Here is a 15502-nt window from a genome sequence, read left to right as displayed (position 1 = left end):
GAGGAACGAACGTGGCAAATGCATATGCAAAAGCCGGTGTCGATGTCGAAGCCGGTTATGAAGTAGTCGAACGGATCAAAAAGCATGTGAAACGAACAGAACGACTAGGCGTGATGGGGGCAATCGGGGGCTTTGGTGGCTGTTTTGACTTATCATCGTACCAATTAAAAGAACCGGTACTTGTTTCTGGGACTGATGGTGTAGGAACCAAGCTTTTGTTGGCGATCCAACAAGAACAGCACGCAACGATCGGCATTGATTGCGTCGCGATGTGCGTGAATGATATCGTCGCTCAAGGGGCAGAACCTATCTACTTCCTTGACTATGTTGCAGTTGGTAAAAACGATCCGGCAAAGATCGAACAAATCATTGCTGGTGTCGCAGAGGGCTGTGTGCAAGCGGGGGCTGCTCTGATTGGTGGGGAAACCGCTGAAATGCCGGGAATGTACCAACCAGAAGAATATGATCTTGCTGGCTTTGCCGTAGGGATCGTCGAAAAAAGTCGCTTGATCACTGGAGAAACCATTAAAGAAGGCGATGAGCTGATTGGTTTGCCTTCTTCAGGCATTCATTCCAATGGGTACTCTTTAGTCAGAAAAATCTTTTTTGAACAGCATGGCTATACAGGAGCAGAAACGTTTGCGGAACTTGGCAACCAAAAACTTGCAGAAAGTTTATTGACGCCAACGAGAATTTACGTTGATGCATTGAAGCCTTTATTGACAGAAGGATTGCTCGCTGGAATTTCTCATATCACTGGTGGCGGCTTTGTTGAAAATATCCCACGGATGCTGCCTGAAGGTCTGGCGGCAGAAATCTCCTTAGACACTTGGCCGCAGTTGCCGATATTTGATCTGATCGCTGCTCATGGCGCGATTCCTCACCAAGAAATGTTCGAGATTTTCAACATGGGGATCGGTATGGTCTTAGCCGTTGCGCCAGAAAATGTTGCGGCAGTGATGACACTTCTATCCGCCAATGAAGAACAAGCATACCGGATCGGTATAGTGACCAAACGTAACAACGAAGCCGTTTGCTTCAAAGAGGCAGTCTGATGAGGATCGCCGTCTTTGCTTCTGGAACGGGCAGCAATTTTACCGCGATCGCCGATGCGATCCAAGCAAATAAAATCAAAGGAGCGCAGATCGGGTTGGTCTTTTCCGATAAACCTACAGCGCCAGTAATAGAAAAAGCCCGCACGAGAGACTATGAAACGCTTGTCTTGGAGCCAGCGGCATTTGCGTCAAAAGCAGCCTTTGAAAGTAAATTGATCGAAGAATTGCAAGATCATGTCATCGATTTTATTGTTTTAGCAGGGTACATGCGGATCATCGGCAATACCTTATTATCCGCTTATGAAGGACGAGTCATCAATATCCATCCCTCCTTGTTGCCAAGCTTCCCAGGTAAGTCTGGGATTGCCGATGCCTTCGCTTATGGCGTGAAAGTGACGGGGGTGACGGTTCATTATGTCGATGCTGGCATTGACACAGGGCCAATCATTGCCCAAGAAATCGTTCGGATCGACACCGACGATACATTAACAAGTGTGACAGAGAAAATTCATCAAGTGGAACACCAAATCTATCCAGCTGTTTTAGCTGAAATTGTGGAAAAGGGGCTATCAAATCGTGAATAAACGTGCATTAATCAGTGTGTCTGACAAAGAAGGACTGGTACCATTTGTCCAAGAATTGACCAATTTAGGATTTGAGATCATTTCAACTGGCGGGACCAAAACCGTCTTAGAGAAAGCAGGGCTTCAACCGATCGGCATCGAAGCGATCACAGAATTTCCTGAAATGATGGACGGTAGGGTCAAGACGCTACATCCGCGGGTGCATGGGGGTCTGTTAGGGCGACGTGATCTGCCTTCTCATATGGAGGCAATGGCTGAGCACGGTATTTTACCAATCGACCTCGTTGTCGTCAATCTTTATCCATTTAAAGAAACCATCAGCAAGCCTGATGTCACTGAAGCCGACGCAATCGAAAATATCGACATCGGCGGACCAAGCATGCTGCGTTCTGCGGCGAAAAACCATGCCTCAGTAACTGTTGTCGTTGATCCCAAGGATTACGACTGGGTATTAGCTGAGCTGAAGGAAGGCAATACGACGTTGGCATCAAGAAAGAAATTAGCTGCCAAAGTCTTCCGCCATACCGCAGCCTACGATGCCTTGATTGGTGAATACTTGACCAAAGCGGTGGCTGAAACAGAAACGGAGACCTTGACGAAAACCTATGTTTTGAAACAAACATTGCGTTATGGTGAAAATAGCCATCAGAAAGCTTCCTTCTATCAAGACGCACTACCCGTGCCATATTCGATTGCCAGCGCAAAACAAATCCACGGCAAAGAATTGTCTTATAACAACATTAAAGATGCTGATGCTGCCTTGCGGATCGCAGAAGAATTTACAGAGCCAACTGCGGTAGCCCTCAAGCACATGAATCCATGTGGGATTGGAAGTGGAGAAACGATTGCTGAAGCTTTCCAAGAAGCTTACGAAGCAGACCCAGTGTCGATTTTTGGCGGGATCATCGTCTTGAATCGTCCAGTTGATGTGGCAACTGCGGAGCAACTGCAGCGGATTTTTCTTGAGATCATTATTGCACCTGCATTTGAAGAAGAAGCACAAGAAATTTTAACGAAGAAAAAAAATCTGCGCCTGCTGGTTGTTGATTTCCAGAAAGCAGCCAAACAGCCAGAAGTTGTCTCTGTCCTTGGGGGCTTATTGGTGCAAGAACCAGATGATCAAATAGAAACACCAGAAGATTGGACCGTGGTGACCAAAAGAAAGCCGACACCAGAAGAAATCGCAGCTTTGGCATTTGCTTGGAAAGCGGTGAAACACGTGAAGTCTAATGCTATCGTTTTAGCCAATCAACAGCAAACCGTTGGGATCGGCGCTGGTCAAATGAACCGCGTGGGTTCAGTGAAAATCGCTGTGGAACAAGCCCGTGAAAACAATAAATTGGCTGGTTCAGTGCTGGCAAGCGACGCCTTTTTCCCAATGGATGACAGTGTTGAATATGCAGCGAAACAAGGAATCAAAGCGATTATTCAACCTGGTGGCAGTATCAAAGATCAAGAGTCGATCGACATGGCAGATAAATACGGTGTGGCGATGGTCTTTACTGGTGTTCGTCATTTTAAACACTAAGAAATAGGAGAAGACGATGAAAATACTTGTTATTGGTAGTGGCGGTAGAGAACATGCCGTCGCAAAAAAGTTTCTGCAGGATCCTCAAGTGGAAACAGTCTTTTGTGCGAAGGGTAATCCCGGTATGCGAAAAGACGGGATCCTGACAGTCGCAATTGAAGAGTCCGATCATGAAAGCCTAATTGCTTTTGCTCAAGAGCAGGAGGTTGATTGGACCTTCGTTGGTCCGGAAGTTCCGTTACTAAATGGCATCGTAGATGATTTTCAGGCGGCGGGCTTGGCAATTTTTGGCCCCAATCGACAAGCAGCGATGATTGAAGGATCAAAAGAGTTTGCCAAAGAATTGATGCGGGACAATCAGATTCCGACAGCAGATTACCAAAGTTTTACAGATAGTGCGCAAGCAAAAGCCTATATCCAGCTTAAAGGTGCACCAATCGTTATCAAAGCAGATGGTTTAGCGGCGGGCAAAGGCGTAGTCGTCGCTGAAACCGTTGATGAGGCGAATGCGGCTGTCGAAGCGATGCTAGAGCAAAATGCTTTCGGTGAAAGTGGTGCAAAAGTGGTGATCGAAGAGTTTTTGGCTGGCGAAGAGTTTTCTCTCTTGGCGTTTGTTAAGGACGAAGCCGTCTATCCAATGGTCATTGCTCAAGACCATAAACGTGCCTTTGATGGCGATTTAGGGCCGAATACAGGAGGTATGGGGGCATACACACCGGTACCGCAGATACCTCAAGAAATGGTCGATCAAGCAGTAGCAGAAGTTTTACTTCCTGCAGCAAAAGGGATGATTCGTAATAAGACACCGTTTACGGGGATTCTCTATGCAGGTCTGATTGCTACCAATGATGGACCGAAAGTCATCGAATTCAATGCGCGTTTCGGCGATCCAGAAACACAAGTCGTGTTAAGTCGTTTAGAAAGCAGTCTGGCCCAAATCATTAATGATCTATTGCAGGATCGAGTGCCCGCGATCCAATGGAATCAATCGGCTTCGATCGGTGTCGTGATTGCATCGCAAGGATATCCAGGCAAGTATCAGCAAGGAATGCCTGTCCCAAGCCCTCAAGGAGAAGGAATACAATTCTTTTATGCAGGAGTGGATGAAGCTGCCAACCAAGGTGGTTTGACGGCAGCTGGTGGGCGCGTTTTTCTTGTGGAAGCTTCAGCTGAGGATTTAGCTACTGCACAAAAGAACGTCTATGAAGCAATCAGCAAGTTGTCGTTATCTGGCTTGTATTATCGAAACGATATCGGCGATAAAGCCTTGCAATATAGCAACTCATCAAAGGCGATGAAGTAAAGAACCTTTCTGTGTGTAACGCAAACTGTAATGATAGGAGGACTGCCAGTAGAACCGATCGGTTGTGCTGGTGGTTTTCGTTTTATGGGAGGTTTTTTTGACGTTGGTATAGCGTTTTCATCTTGTTGTGCTAAAATAGGAGTGTAGTTTAAATAAGGAGGAACTTTACGTGAAAAATATTAAATTCGGTCCTACTGATTTAGAAGTATCTAGTGTGATTTTAGGCTTGATGCGAATCAACAATGCCAAAGATCCTGTGAAGGTCTTGACGACTGCGATTGAAAATGACATTACCTTCTTTGACCATGCGGATATTTATGGTCGCGGGGAGTGTGAAACGATTTTTGCGGAAGCGTTAGCAAAAACGGATGCCAAAAGAGAAGATTTGTTCATTCAATCAAAATGTGGCATCGTTCCAGGTGAAATGTTTGATTTTTCGAAAGAGCATATCATTTCTTCTGTGGAAGGTAGTTTGCAACGATTGAAAACCGATCATTTGGATGCGCTATTGCTGCATCGTCCTGATACTTTGTTTGAACCAGAAGAAGTGGCAGCTGCCTTTGATCAATTAGAAAAAGACGGCAAAGTGAAATACTTCGGTGTCAGCAATCAAAAACCTGGTCAAATCGAGCTATTGAAAAAATATGTTTCCCAACCTTTAGTAGCGAATCAGCTGCAATTCGGGATCATGCATACGGGAATGATCGATCAAGGAATTCATGTCAACATGACGGATGCTGGTAGTGTCGATCATGATGGAGAAATTCTTGAATATTCTCGCTTGCATGAGATGACGATCCAAGCTTGGTCTCCGTATCAGTATGGTTTCTTCGAAGGGGTCTTTATCGGTAACGAGAAATTCCCAGAGTTAAACGAAAAATTGACCGAACTAGCGGACAAGTATCAAACGACACCGACAGGTATTGCCTCTGCGTGGATCTTACGTCATCCAGCAAATATGCAAGTGATTGCCGGAACAATGACCCCGCATCGAATCGAAGAAATCGCGCAAGCTTCTTCAATCGTATTGACCCGCCATGAATGGTATGAAGTGTATAAAGCAGCAGGGAACATCTTGCCTTAATTTATCCGTAAACTCCGTTTTATTCAGTAGTTATAAGGATGAATGTTCGTCAAACACGAACATTCATCCTTTTTTTTGGAAAAGTATTTCTAAAAAGCTTGTATTTCATTTCCAGGTGGTTTAAATTGTTGTGGGCGTTAAAAATAGGCTGATGCCATTTGATGCTTGCTTCACTCTTAGTAAGATTTGGAGGATATTTTTATGTTTGACATGAAAGTTTTTGATTACGAAGATATACAACTGATTCCTAATAAGTGTATCGTGAACAGCCGTTCAGAATGTGATACCACGGTGACATTAGGCGGACACTCGTTTAAAATGCCTGTTGTTCCTGCAAATATGCAAACAATTATTGATGATTCAATCGCAGAATTTTTAGCTGAAAATGGCTATTTTTATATTATGCACCGCTTTGATGAAGAAGCACGGATTCCATTTATCAAAAAAATGAAAAGCCGCGGCTTGATTGCTTCTATCAGTGTGGGTGTCAAAGAAAATGAATATGCCTTTGTGGAAGAACTAGCTGACAAAGAGCTTGTTCCTGATTTTATTACGATCGATATTGCTCATGGCCACTCAAACGCCGTGATCAATATGATTCAACACATCAAGAAGCATTTACCAGCAACGTTTGTGATCGCTGGAAATGTTGGAACGCCAGAAGCAGTTCGTGAATTGGAAAACGCTGGCGCAGATGCAACGAAAGTCGGCATTGGACCTGGGAAAGTTTGTATCACAAAAATCAAAACTGGTTTCGGAACTGGCGGATGGCAATTGGCAGCACTACGCTGGTGTGCCAAAGCTGCTCGCAAACCAATCATTGCAGATGGAGGCATTCGAACACACGGCGATATCGCTAAATCTGTCCGCTTTGGTGCAACCATGGTCATGATCGGTTCATTGTTTGCAGGTCATGAAGAATCACCAGGGGAAACCAAGGTAGAAAATGGCGTTGTGATGAAAGAATACTTTGGTTCTGCATCGGAATTTCAAAAAGGCGAAAAGAAAAACGTGGAAGGAAAGAAAATTTGGATTCAATACAAAGGTTCTTTGAAAGACACGTTAGTTGAAATGCAGCAAGACTTGCAGTCATCGATCTCTTATGCAGGTGGAAAAGATTTAGAATCGATTCGTAAAGTGGATTACGTTATCGTGAAGAATTCGATTTTCAATGGAGATACTATTTAAGCTGGATACTGAAGAAACGGCCTTTTAGCGGTCGTTTCTTTTTTTGTTGGAAGAACCATTTTGTTTTTCTGTTTTCTTCGTTATAATAGAAGCAATGAAGAGTAGAGGAGCGGGTGACCAAATGACAATCAAAGTGATGTCAGTGTTCGGTACCAGACCGGAAGCCATCAAAATGGCGCCACTAGTAAAGGAATTGGAAAACGACCCGCGTTTTGAATCGATCGTTGTGGTGACGGCGCAGCATCGAGAAATGTTGGATCAAGTATTAACGGTTTTTGAGATCGCACCAGACTATGATCTGGATATTATGACTTTAGGGCAAACCTTGACAGGGATTACTACCAAAGTTTTACTGGATCTAGAACCGATCCTGCAAAAAGAAACTCCTGATATCGTGCTGGTTCATGGGGATACGACCACAGCTTATGCAGCCGCGACGGCAGCCTTCTATCAGCAGATTCCTGTGGGGCATGTGGAAGCCGGTTTGCGTACATGGAACAAAAAATCTCCTTATCCGGAGGAAGCCAATCGTCAGCTGATCGATGTATTAGCGGATTTTTATTTTGCGCCAACTGCCCAAAGTAAAGAAAATTTATTAGCGGAAAATCGCAATAAAGATGCAATTTTTGTAACGGGGAATACCGCCATTGATGCGATGCGTTATACGATCTCGGAGGACTATCAGCATCCAGAACTTTCCGCAGCAGATCAAACCATGATTCTTCTGACAATGCACCGTCGAGAGAACTTAGGTGTTCCGATGCAGCAAGTCTTCCGCGCTTTAGCGAAAATCGCTAAGGAGAAACCAACCATCAAAGTGGTTTTTCCTATGCACAAGAATCCTCAAGTCCGAGGGATTGCTATGGAGATACTTGGGGAACTAGAAAATGTCACGCTGATTGAGCCTTTAGACGTCATTGATTTTCACAATGTTGCCAATCAAAGTACCTTGATTTTAACGGATTCTGGCGGTGTCCAAGAAGAAGCACCGTCGTTAGGCGTTCCTGTTTTGGTCCTGAGAGATACAACAGAGCGTCCGGAAGGAATTGCTGCAGGTACGTTAAAACTGATCGGTACGTCTGAAGCTGCGGTTTATCAAGAAACAAAGCGACTGCTAGAAGATCCAGAAGCTTACAATGCCATGGCACATGCAGAAAATCCCTATGGCGATGGGAAAGCAAGCCAGCGAATCCTGCAGATTTTAGTTGAACATTTTTCGTGAGAGTTAGAAAGAACAATCTCTCAGTATGAAAAACAATAGATGATTAGACAGCTATTTGATAAATGGCTGTCTATTTTTTTGTGCAAGTTTAAGGAATGTACTGTATCATCTTTTTCATTTTCTCGTTTAAGGGGATAGACGAACGGCTTGTTGTGCTATGGCTTTTGTTAGGAGAAACTTTCTATCTATTCATGAAAAAAGTTTTATCACGTATAAAATCACAACAGTTCTTTAACATTGTTATTTTATTGTAAGACCTTTCATTTAAAAACGAACGAAAATCTAAGAAAAAAGGGTGCTTTTTTCCATTGTTGCGGTTGACATTGGCTAGGATAGCAGTTATTATGTGGGTAGTTGGAAGGAAGACTTCCGGCGAACTGACATTTTATACAAATAATTGTTAGGTGAGGCTCCTATATGGACACAAGCTGCTGCCGCAAAAGTATCGAGAGATACTTAGTTGGTAGGACAGGTCTAATCGTGAAGGTTAAACCCAAAGTAGCTGATAGCAGATTTGCTATCTACGCCCTATAGTGCTAAAGCTCTACAATGATCATGAGTTTTTTACGCATGCTTATTGGGAGCGTGCGTTTTTTTGTGTCTTTTACGCGCGTTCCACAGTGACTTACCTAATAAAAAGAAAGGAAGATTCACATGGAATACCCCAGTCCCCAGATGAAACAGCGGAGTAATTATCGAATCGCTAGGGGTGGCGTAAGCAACTCCTAAGTGCTAGGAGGAAAAAAAGATGTTAAAAAAACTATCGAAAGATCAAGAATTAAAATTACTGGCAAAATTGACCGAAAGAGAATTGCTGATGGAAATGCGGACATCTTTCCAAGGGTTATCGGAAGAAGATGCTGCAGAACGTTTGGCAGAGTATGGTCCAAACAAAGTGGATGCGCAAAAACCAACACCTGCTTGGTTGATGATCCTAGGTGCTTTCAAAGATCCTTTTGTGTTAGTTTTGGCATTATTAATGGTTATTTCTTTTGTAACAGGCGATATTGAAGCAGTGATCGTGATGGGAATCATGATTTTGGCAAGTGTCATGATTACTTTCGTCCAAGAATACCGTTCCCAAAAAGCAAGCTTAGCGTTAAAAGAACTTATTGAAAATACTTGTTCCGTCACTCGAGATGGTATCACGAGAGAAATTCCAATGGATGAAGTCGTTCCAGGAGACATCGTCACCTTAGCAACCGGCGATATGATCCCTGCTGATGCCATCTTGATTTGGACCAAAGATTTATTTATCAATCAATCATCATTAACTGGCGAGTCAATGCCAGTTGAAAAATTTGTGGATGCTGGGATCAAAGAAAGTGATGAACAAATTTCTGCACTAGATATGCAAGATCTTGTTTTCATGGGTACCGATGTCTTAAGTGGTCAAGGAAAAGCCATTATATTGAAAACCGGTCAAAGTACATTCTTTGGCGATATAGCTAAAAATGCGACCACGAAACGCGGCAAAACAACTTTTGAAGATGGCTTAACGAAAGTCAGCAAACTATTGTTGCGAATGGTCATGGTTCTTTTCCCAATCGTTTTACTGATCAATGGTTTGACCAAGGGCGATTGGGGCGAAGCGTTGTTCTTCGCGATTGCAGTAGCAGTTGGTTTGACGCCAGAAATGCTACCAATGATCGTCACCAGTAACTTAGCCAAAGGGGCGATCTCTTTATCAAAAGAAAAAGTGATCGTCAAAGAGTTGCCTTCTATACAAAACTTAGGCGCAATGGATGTTTTATGTACCGATAAAACGGGTACGATCACCGAAGATCGTGTTGTACTGGTACAGCATTTAAACCCATTTGGCGTAGAAGATAAACAAGTCCTTGATATGACGTATTTAAATTCTTACTATCAAACAGGGTGGAAAAACCTGATGGATATTGCTGTCTTAAACTACTATGAAGAAGAAGGCTTGTCAGCGCCATTTAACGATGTGACAAAAATCGATGAGATTCCGTTTGACTTCTCACGTCGCCGCTTGACGGTTGTGGTCAATGCAGATGGTCATCAACTGATGGTCACTAAAGGGGCAGCCGAGGAAATGGAACAAGTCTGCAAGTATGTAGAAGTTGATGGCAAAGTGATGGAATTGACTCCTCAATTGAGAGAACAATTGCGTCAAGTGAATTTGCGCTTGAACAAACAAGGAATGCGCGTGTTGACTGTTGCTGTAAAACGTGATGCTCACGCAGATGCCGTTTATTCTGTAGAAGATGAACAAGACATGATCATGATTGGCTTTATGGGCTTCTTAGATCCAGCAAAAGAAACAGCAAAAACAGCGATTGCTTCTTTACATGGCCATGGCATCAATGTCAAAGTGCTGACGGGAGATAATGCGATCGTTGCGCAAAAAGTTTGTCGAGATGTTGGGATCGATGCAGATGAATACTTGTTAGGAACCGATATAGATCATCTGTCAGATGAAGAGTTAGCAGAGAAAGCTGCAAAAACTAATCTGTTTGCAAAATTAAATCCAATGCAAAAATCCCGAATCATTGAAACCATTCAAGCGGCAGGTCATACGGTCGGCTTTATGGGAGATGGCATCAACGATGCACCTGCTTTACGCACGGCAGATGTTGGTATCTCAGTTGATACCGCAGCAGATATCACCAAAGATGCCAGCTCGATCATTTTATTAGAAAAAAGTTTGAATGTCCTTGATAAAGGGGTCATCGAAGGCCGCAAAGTATTTACCAATATGATGAAGTACATCAAAATGACTTTGAGTTCGAATTTCGGGAATGTGTTCTCGATTTTAGTTGCTAGTGCCTTTTTACCTTTCTTACCAATGTTGTCCATTCAACTGTTGGTTCAAAACTTGGTGTACGATATGGCCCAATTGACGATTCCATGGGACAACGTAGATAAAGAAGAGTTAGAAAAACCAGTTAAATGGCAAGTGGGTGGACTATTGAAGTTTACCGTGGGCATTGGACCTGTTAGCAGCATCTTCGATATTTTGACCTTCTTTATGATGTGGCATGTCTTTAGTGCAAATACCATCCAAGAGCAAGCCTTGTTCCAAGCAGGATGGTTTATGATTGGCTTAACGACACAAACCTTAGTCGTTCACATGATCAGAACGAGAAAATTACCATTTATCAAAAGTATCGCATCACCTGCAGTTTTGATTTCAAGTGTTCTAGCGATTGCAGTTGGCTTCTTAGTCATCTTGACGCCATTGCATACCGTCTTTGATTTTGCAGCACTGCCATCAAGTTACTGGCCATGGTATGTCGGTATCAATCTAGCTTATTTAGTAACAGTTGAGTTTGCGAAACGCATTTACATTCATGTCACGAGAGAATGGATTTAAAAAAACAGGTCGGCGTTCTTCCTAACAGGGGGAGAATCGCCGATCTGTTTCTTTTTATCCGTTCTCTGTATTATTTTTTTCTCATATTAAGAAATTTCTCTTAGATTCAAGTCGAATCTTTCACAAGTGATAATAAAAGGATTATGCTTAATCTGTTTTGTATAATGATGATTGCTGTACTATTCTTAAATAAAAAAAAGAATCTGAAAAGAAAAAATCGAAGAAAGCGATTGCTTTAATGTGATTAATTTCACTAATGTTTTCTTAAGAGTTGCTACAGTGGGAATTCTTTTATTAAAAAAAATACCCTTTTCACTTGTCATTTTCGAAGTTAAATGATAATTTATAAGAGTAAATGAAATTTCGATAGTACAGATTTAAACCCTGTTACATACGAAAGTGAATTTTTATATCAGAGAGGAAAGTGTGTCAAGATGGCAAAAAAACAAAAAGCACTTGATTTCCAAGCGATTTTGGAGCAAGTCAATGCGGATTTTCCAACTTACCAAGCTTTGGACAAAGACGGGAAAATTGTAAATCAAGAGTTAGTACCAGATTTAAGTGACGACGAATTAGTTGAATTGATGACTCGTATGGTATGGTCTCGTGTATTAGACCAACGCTCAACTGCGTTAAACCGTCAAGGTCGTCTAGGTTTCTTCGCGCCAACTGCTGGACAAGAAGCAAGCCAATTAGCAAGTCAATTTGCTTTTGAAAAAGAAGACGTTTTATTACCTGGTTACCGTGATGTACCACAATTGATCCAACACGGCCTGCCATTGAAAGAAGCTTTCTTATGGTCACGTGGTCACGTTGCTGGGAACCTTTACCCAGAAGATTTAAAAGCATTGCCACCACAAATCATCATTGGTGCACAATACGTCCAAGCAGCCGGTGTTGCTTTAGGATTGAAAAAACGTAACAAGAAAAATGTAGTATTTACTTATACAGGTGATGGCGGTTCTTCACAAGGGGACTTCTATGAAGCAATCAACTTTGCAGGGGCTTACCATGCAAACGCTGTATTCTACATCCAAAACAATGGTTTTGCGATCTCTACACCTCGTGAAGTACAAAGTGCGGCACCAACCTTGGCACAAAAAGCTGCAGCAGCTGGGATCCCTGGTATCCAAGTTGACGGTATGGATCCATTGGCAGTGTACTATGTTTCTAAAGCAGCTCGTGAATGGGCAGCAAACGGCAACGGTCCTGTATTGATTGAAACCTTGACTTACCGTTACGGTCCACATACCTTGTCTGGTGATGATCCAACCCGTTACCGTTCAAAAGACATGGACAGCGAATGGCAACAAAAAGATCCATTGGTACGTTTCCGTACTTACTTAACTGAAAAAGGACTTTGGTCTGAAGAAAAAGAAGAACAAGTCATTGAACAAACAAAAGAAGAAATCAAAGCAGCGATCGCTGAAGCTGACCGCGTGCCAAAACAAAAAGTTTCAGATTTCTTGAAAAACATGTTTGAAGTTCAACCACAAAACATTAAAGAACAAATTGCAACTTACGAAGCGAAGGAGTCGAAATAGTCATGGCACAAAAAACAATGATTCAAGCAATTACAGATGCCTTAGCTGTTGAAATGGAAAATGACAAAGAGATTTTAGTCTTTGGTGAAGATGTCGGTAAAAACGGCGGGGTTTTCCGTGCAACAGAAGGTTTACAAGAAAAATTCGGCGAAGATCGTGTCTTCGATACCCCTCTTGCTGAATCTGGTATCGGCGGCTTGGCTTTCGGTTTAGCATTAGAAGGTTTCCGTCCAGTTCCAGAAATCCAATTCTTTGGTTTCGTATTTGAAACATTTGACGAAATCGTTGGTCAAATGGCGCGTACTCGTTACCGTATGGGTGGTACACGTAATTTACCAATCACTATTCGCTCACCATTTGGTGGCGGTGTGCACACACCAGAATTACACTCAGATAACTTGGAAGGATTGATCGCTCAATCACCTGGTATCCGTGTCGTTATTCCATCAAACCCATATGATGCAAAAGGATTATTGATTGCTTCTATCCGCAGCAATGACCCAGTTGTTTTCTTAGAGCACATGAAACTTTACCGTTCATTCCGTGAAGAAGTGCCAGAAGAAGCATACGAAGTTCCTTTAGACAAAGCAGCAGTAACTCGTGAAGGTTCTGATGTTTCAATCATCACTTATGGTGCGATGGTTCGTGAAGCAATCAAAGCTGCTGACAACTTAGCAAAAGAAAACATCAACGTTGAAATCATCGACTTGCGTACAGTTGCTCCTCTTGATGTTGAAACAATCATCAAATCAGTTGAAAAAACTGGTCGTGTAGTTGTCGTTCAAGAAGCACAAAAACAAGCAGGTGTTGGCGCTCAAGTCGTTTCTGAAATTTCTGAACGTGCGGTTCTATCACTAGAAGCTCCAATCGGACGCGTGTCTGCACCAGATACGATCTTCCCATTCGGTCAAGCTGAAAACATTTGGTTGCCAAATGCAAAAGACATCGAAGACAAAGTGAAAGAAATCGTGAACTTTTAATAGTTGAAGAAGGGAAGAATAGAAAATGGCATTTCAATTTAAATTACCGGATATCGGTGAAGGAATTGCAGAAGGCGAAATCGTAAAATGGTTCGTCAAAGCAGGGGATACCATCAATGAAGATGATACCTTACTAGAAGTTCAAAATGATAAATCAGTGGAAGAAATTCCATCTCCAGTAACAGGAACAGTGAAAAACATCGTTGTCCCGGAAGGTACAATCGCAAACGTTGGGGATGTCCTTGTTGAGATCGATGCACCAGGACATGAAGACAACGAAGGCGATGCAGGTGTAGCAGCAGAGTCTCAAACACCAGCAAAACCAGCGGCAGAACCTACAACGGAAACGGCTGAAGCATCAGCTGGTTCTTCTGAAGGCGCAGGCGTTTTCCAATTCAAATTACCAGATATCGGTGAAGGGATTGCAGAAGGCGAAATCGTAAAATGGTTCGTTAAAGCAGGAGATACCATCAATGAAGATGATACGTTGCTTGAAGTTCAAAACGACAAATCAGTGGAAGAAATCCCATCTCCAGTAACAGGAACAGTGAAAAACATCGTTGTTGCTGAAGGAACAGTTGCAAATGTTGGGGATGTTTTAGTTGAAATCGACGTACCTGGTCACAACAGTGCGCCTGCTTCATCAAGCGCACCTGCAGAAGCACCAAAAGAAAAAGTGGAAACTTCTGGTTCAGCAAGTGTTGTTGAAGCAGCAGATCCTAACAAACGTGTCTTGGCTATGCCTTCTGTCCGTCAATTTGCTCGCGAAAAAGATGTTGATATTTCTCAAGTATCAGCAACAGGTAAAGGCGGCCGTGTAACAAAAGAAGATATCGAAAACTTCCTATCAGGTGGCGGACAAGCTGCAAAAGCTGAAACTCAAGCTCCTGCGAAAGAAGAAACAAAAGCTGCAGCAACTGAAAGCAAACCAGCAGCTCCAGCAAAAGCCTTCAAATCAAACTTAGGTGATTTAGAAGAACGTGTTGCCTTAACACCTACCCGTAAAGCAATCGCTAAAGCGATGGTAAACAGCAAACAAACAGCACCTCATGTAACCTTGCATGATGAAGTTGAAGTAACAAACCTATGGGATAACCGTAAGAAATTCAAAGAAGTTGCTGCTGCAAACGGCACAAAACTTACTTTCTTACCATATGTTGTAAAAGCATTGACTGCAACAGTGAAAAAATTCCCTATCTTGAATGCGTCAATCGATGATGCAAAACAAGAGATCGTATACAAAAACTATTACAACATCGGTATCGCAACAGATACTGACCATGGGTTGTATGTACCAAACGTAAAAGATGCAGATCGTAAAGGCATGTTTGCTATCGCTGATGAAATCAACGAAAAAGCAAAACTTGCTCATGACGGCAAATTGGCTGCAGATGATATGCGTAATGGTACCATCACAATCAGTAACATCGGTTCAGTTGGTGGCGGCTGGTTCACTCCAGTAATCAACTACCCTGAAGTAGCTATTTTGGGTGTAGGTACGATCGCGCAACAACCAATCGTAAACGCTGAAGGCGAAATCGTTGTCGGACGTGTGATGAAACTTTCATTAAGCTTCGACCACCGTATCGTTGATGGCGCAACAGCGCAACAAGCAATGAATAATATCAAACGTCTATTAGCTGATCCAGAGCTATTAATGATGGAAGGATGATT

At 42.7% G+C, this 15502-nt stretch carries 11 protein-coding genes and 1 riboswitch; all 11 genes read left to right on the top strand.

The features are described from left to right. Positions 1-11: 11 nt before the first annotated feature. The 11 genes from purM (at position 12) to A5870_RS09425 (ending at position 15500) form a co-directional block, all read left to right on the top strand. Entirely contained in the window at positions 12-1055 is a 1044-nt protein-coding gene (gene purM, locus A5870_RS09480; RefSeq protein ID WP_086292540.1) for a phosphoribosylformylglycinamidine cyclo-ligase, read from the top strand. Continuing rightward, on the top strand, positions 1055-1639 hold the full coding sequence (gene purN, locus A5870_RS09475) for a phosphoribosylglycinamide formyltransferase (RefSeq protein ID WP_086292538.1): 585 nt from the start codon (positions 1055-1057) through the stop codon (positions 1637-1639). Before purM ends, purN begins: the two co-directional genes overlap by 1 nt. Then, positions 1632-3167: a bifunctional phosphoribosylaminoimidazolecarboxamide formyltransferase/IMP cyclohydrolase gene (purH, locus tag A5870_RS09470; RefSeq protein WP_086292536.1), complete on the top strand. Its 1536-nt coding sequence runs from the start codon at positions 1632-1634 to the stop codon at positions 3165-3167. Before purN ends, purH begins: the two co-directional genes overlap by 8 nt. A 16-nt stretch (positions 3168-3183) precedes the next feature. Beyond that, the gene (gene purD / locus A5870_RS09465; RefSeq protein WP_086292534.1) at positions 3184-4470 is read left to right on the top strand and encodes a phosphoribosylamine--glycine ligase; all 1287 of its coding nucleotides are present in this window, start codon (positions 3184-3186) and stop codon (positions 4468-4470) included. A 169-nt stretch (positions 4471-4639) separates the two neighbouring features. Next, positions 4640-5554 (top strand): aldo/keto reductase, encoded by a 915-nt coding sequence (locus tag A5870_RS09460; protein ID WP_081118545.1) that lies wholly within the window; start codon positions 4640-4642, stop codon positions 5552-5554. Positions 5555-5764: 210 nt separating this feature from the next. Then, entirely contained in the window at positions 5765-6742 is a 978-nt protein-coding gene (guaC, locus tag A5870_RS09455) for a GMP reductase (protein ID WP_005230038.1), read from the top strand. A 121-nt stretch (positions 6743-6863) separates the two neighbouring features. Further along, the gene (wecB, locus tag A5870_RS09450) at positions 6864-7964 is read left to right on the top strand and encodes a non-hydrolyzing UDP-N-acetylglucosamine 2-epimerase (RefSeq protein WP_086292532.1); all 1101 of its coding nucleotides are present in this window, start codon (positions 6864-6866) and stop codon (positions 7962-7964) included. 389 nt (positions 7965-8353) lie between these two features. Next, a riboswitch (M-box (ykoK) riboswitch) is annotated at positions 8354-8525 on the top strand. A gap of 187 nt (positions 8526-8712) precedes the next feature. Further along, positions 8713-11304 (top strand): magnesium-translocating P-type ATPase, encoded by a 2592-nt coding sequence (mgtA, locus tag A5870_RS09445; RefSeq protein WP_086292530.1) that lies wholly within the window; start codon positions 8713-8715, stop codon positions 11302-11304. 434 nt (positions 11305-11738) lie between these two features. After that, entirely contained in the window at positions 11739-12848 is a 1110-nt protein-coding gene (gene pdhA, locus A5870_RS09435; protein WP_005231936.1) for a pyruvate dehydrogenase (acetyl-transferring) E1 component subunit alpha, read from the top strand. Positions 12849-12850: 2 nt separating this feature from the next. Continuing rightward, positions 12851-13828 (top strand): alpha-ketoacid dehydrogenase subunit beta, encoded by a 978-nt coding sequence (locus A5870_RS09430; protein WP_086292528.1) that lies wholly within the window; start codon positions 12851-12853, stop codon positions 13826-13828. A 25-nt stretch (positions 13829-13853) separates the two neighbouring features. Further along, positions 13854-15500, top strand: coding sequence for a dihydrolipoyllysine-residue acetyltransferase (locus A5870_RS09425; RefSeq protein ID WP_086292526.1), 1647 nt, complete (start codon positions 13854-13856; stop codon positions 15498-15500). Positions 15501-15502 lie beyond the last annotated feature (2 nt).

The organism is Enterococcus sp. 2G9_DIV0600 (genome assembly GCF_002140615.1).
Taxonomy (GTDB): Bacteria; Bacillota; Bacilli; order Lactobacillales; family Enterococcaceae; genus Enterococcus_D; species Enterococcus_D innesii.
This window is presented reverse-complemented; position numbering and strand designations above follow the sequence as displayed.

Coding starts and splice junctions, on each gene's coding strand:
- purN (WP_086292538.1), top strand. CDS start 1,055: ATGAGGATCGCCGTCTTTGCTTCTGGAACGGGCAGCAATTTTACCGCG.
- purD (WP_086292534.1), top strand. CDS start 3,184: ATGAAAATACTTGTTATTGGTAGTGGCGGTAGAGAACATGCCGTCGCA.
- guaC (WP_005230038.1), top strand. CDS start 5,765: ATGAAAGTTTTTGATTACGAAGATATACAACTGATTCCTAATAAGTGT.
- wecB (WP_086292532.1), top strand. CDS start 6,864: ATGACAATCAAAGTGATGTCAGTGTTCGGTACCAGACCGGAAGCCATC.
- mgtA (WP_086292530.1), top strand. CDS start 8,713: ATGTTAAAAAAACTATCGAAAGATCAAGAATTAAAATTACTGGCAAAA.
- pdhA (WP_005231936.1), top strand. CDS start 11,739: ATGGCAAAAAAACAAAAAGCACTTGATTTCCAAGCGATTTTGGAGCAA.
- A5870_RS09430 (WP_086292528.1), top strand. CDS start 12,851: ATGGCACAAAAAACAATGATTCAAGCAATTACAGATGCCTTAGCTGTT.
- A5870_RS09425 (WP_086292526.1), top strand. CDS start 13,854: ATGGCATTTCAATTTAAATTACCGGATATCGGTGAAGGAATTGCAGAA.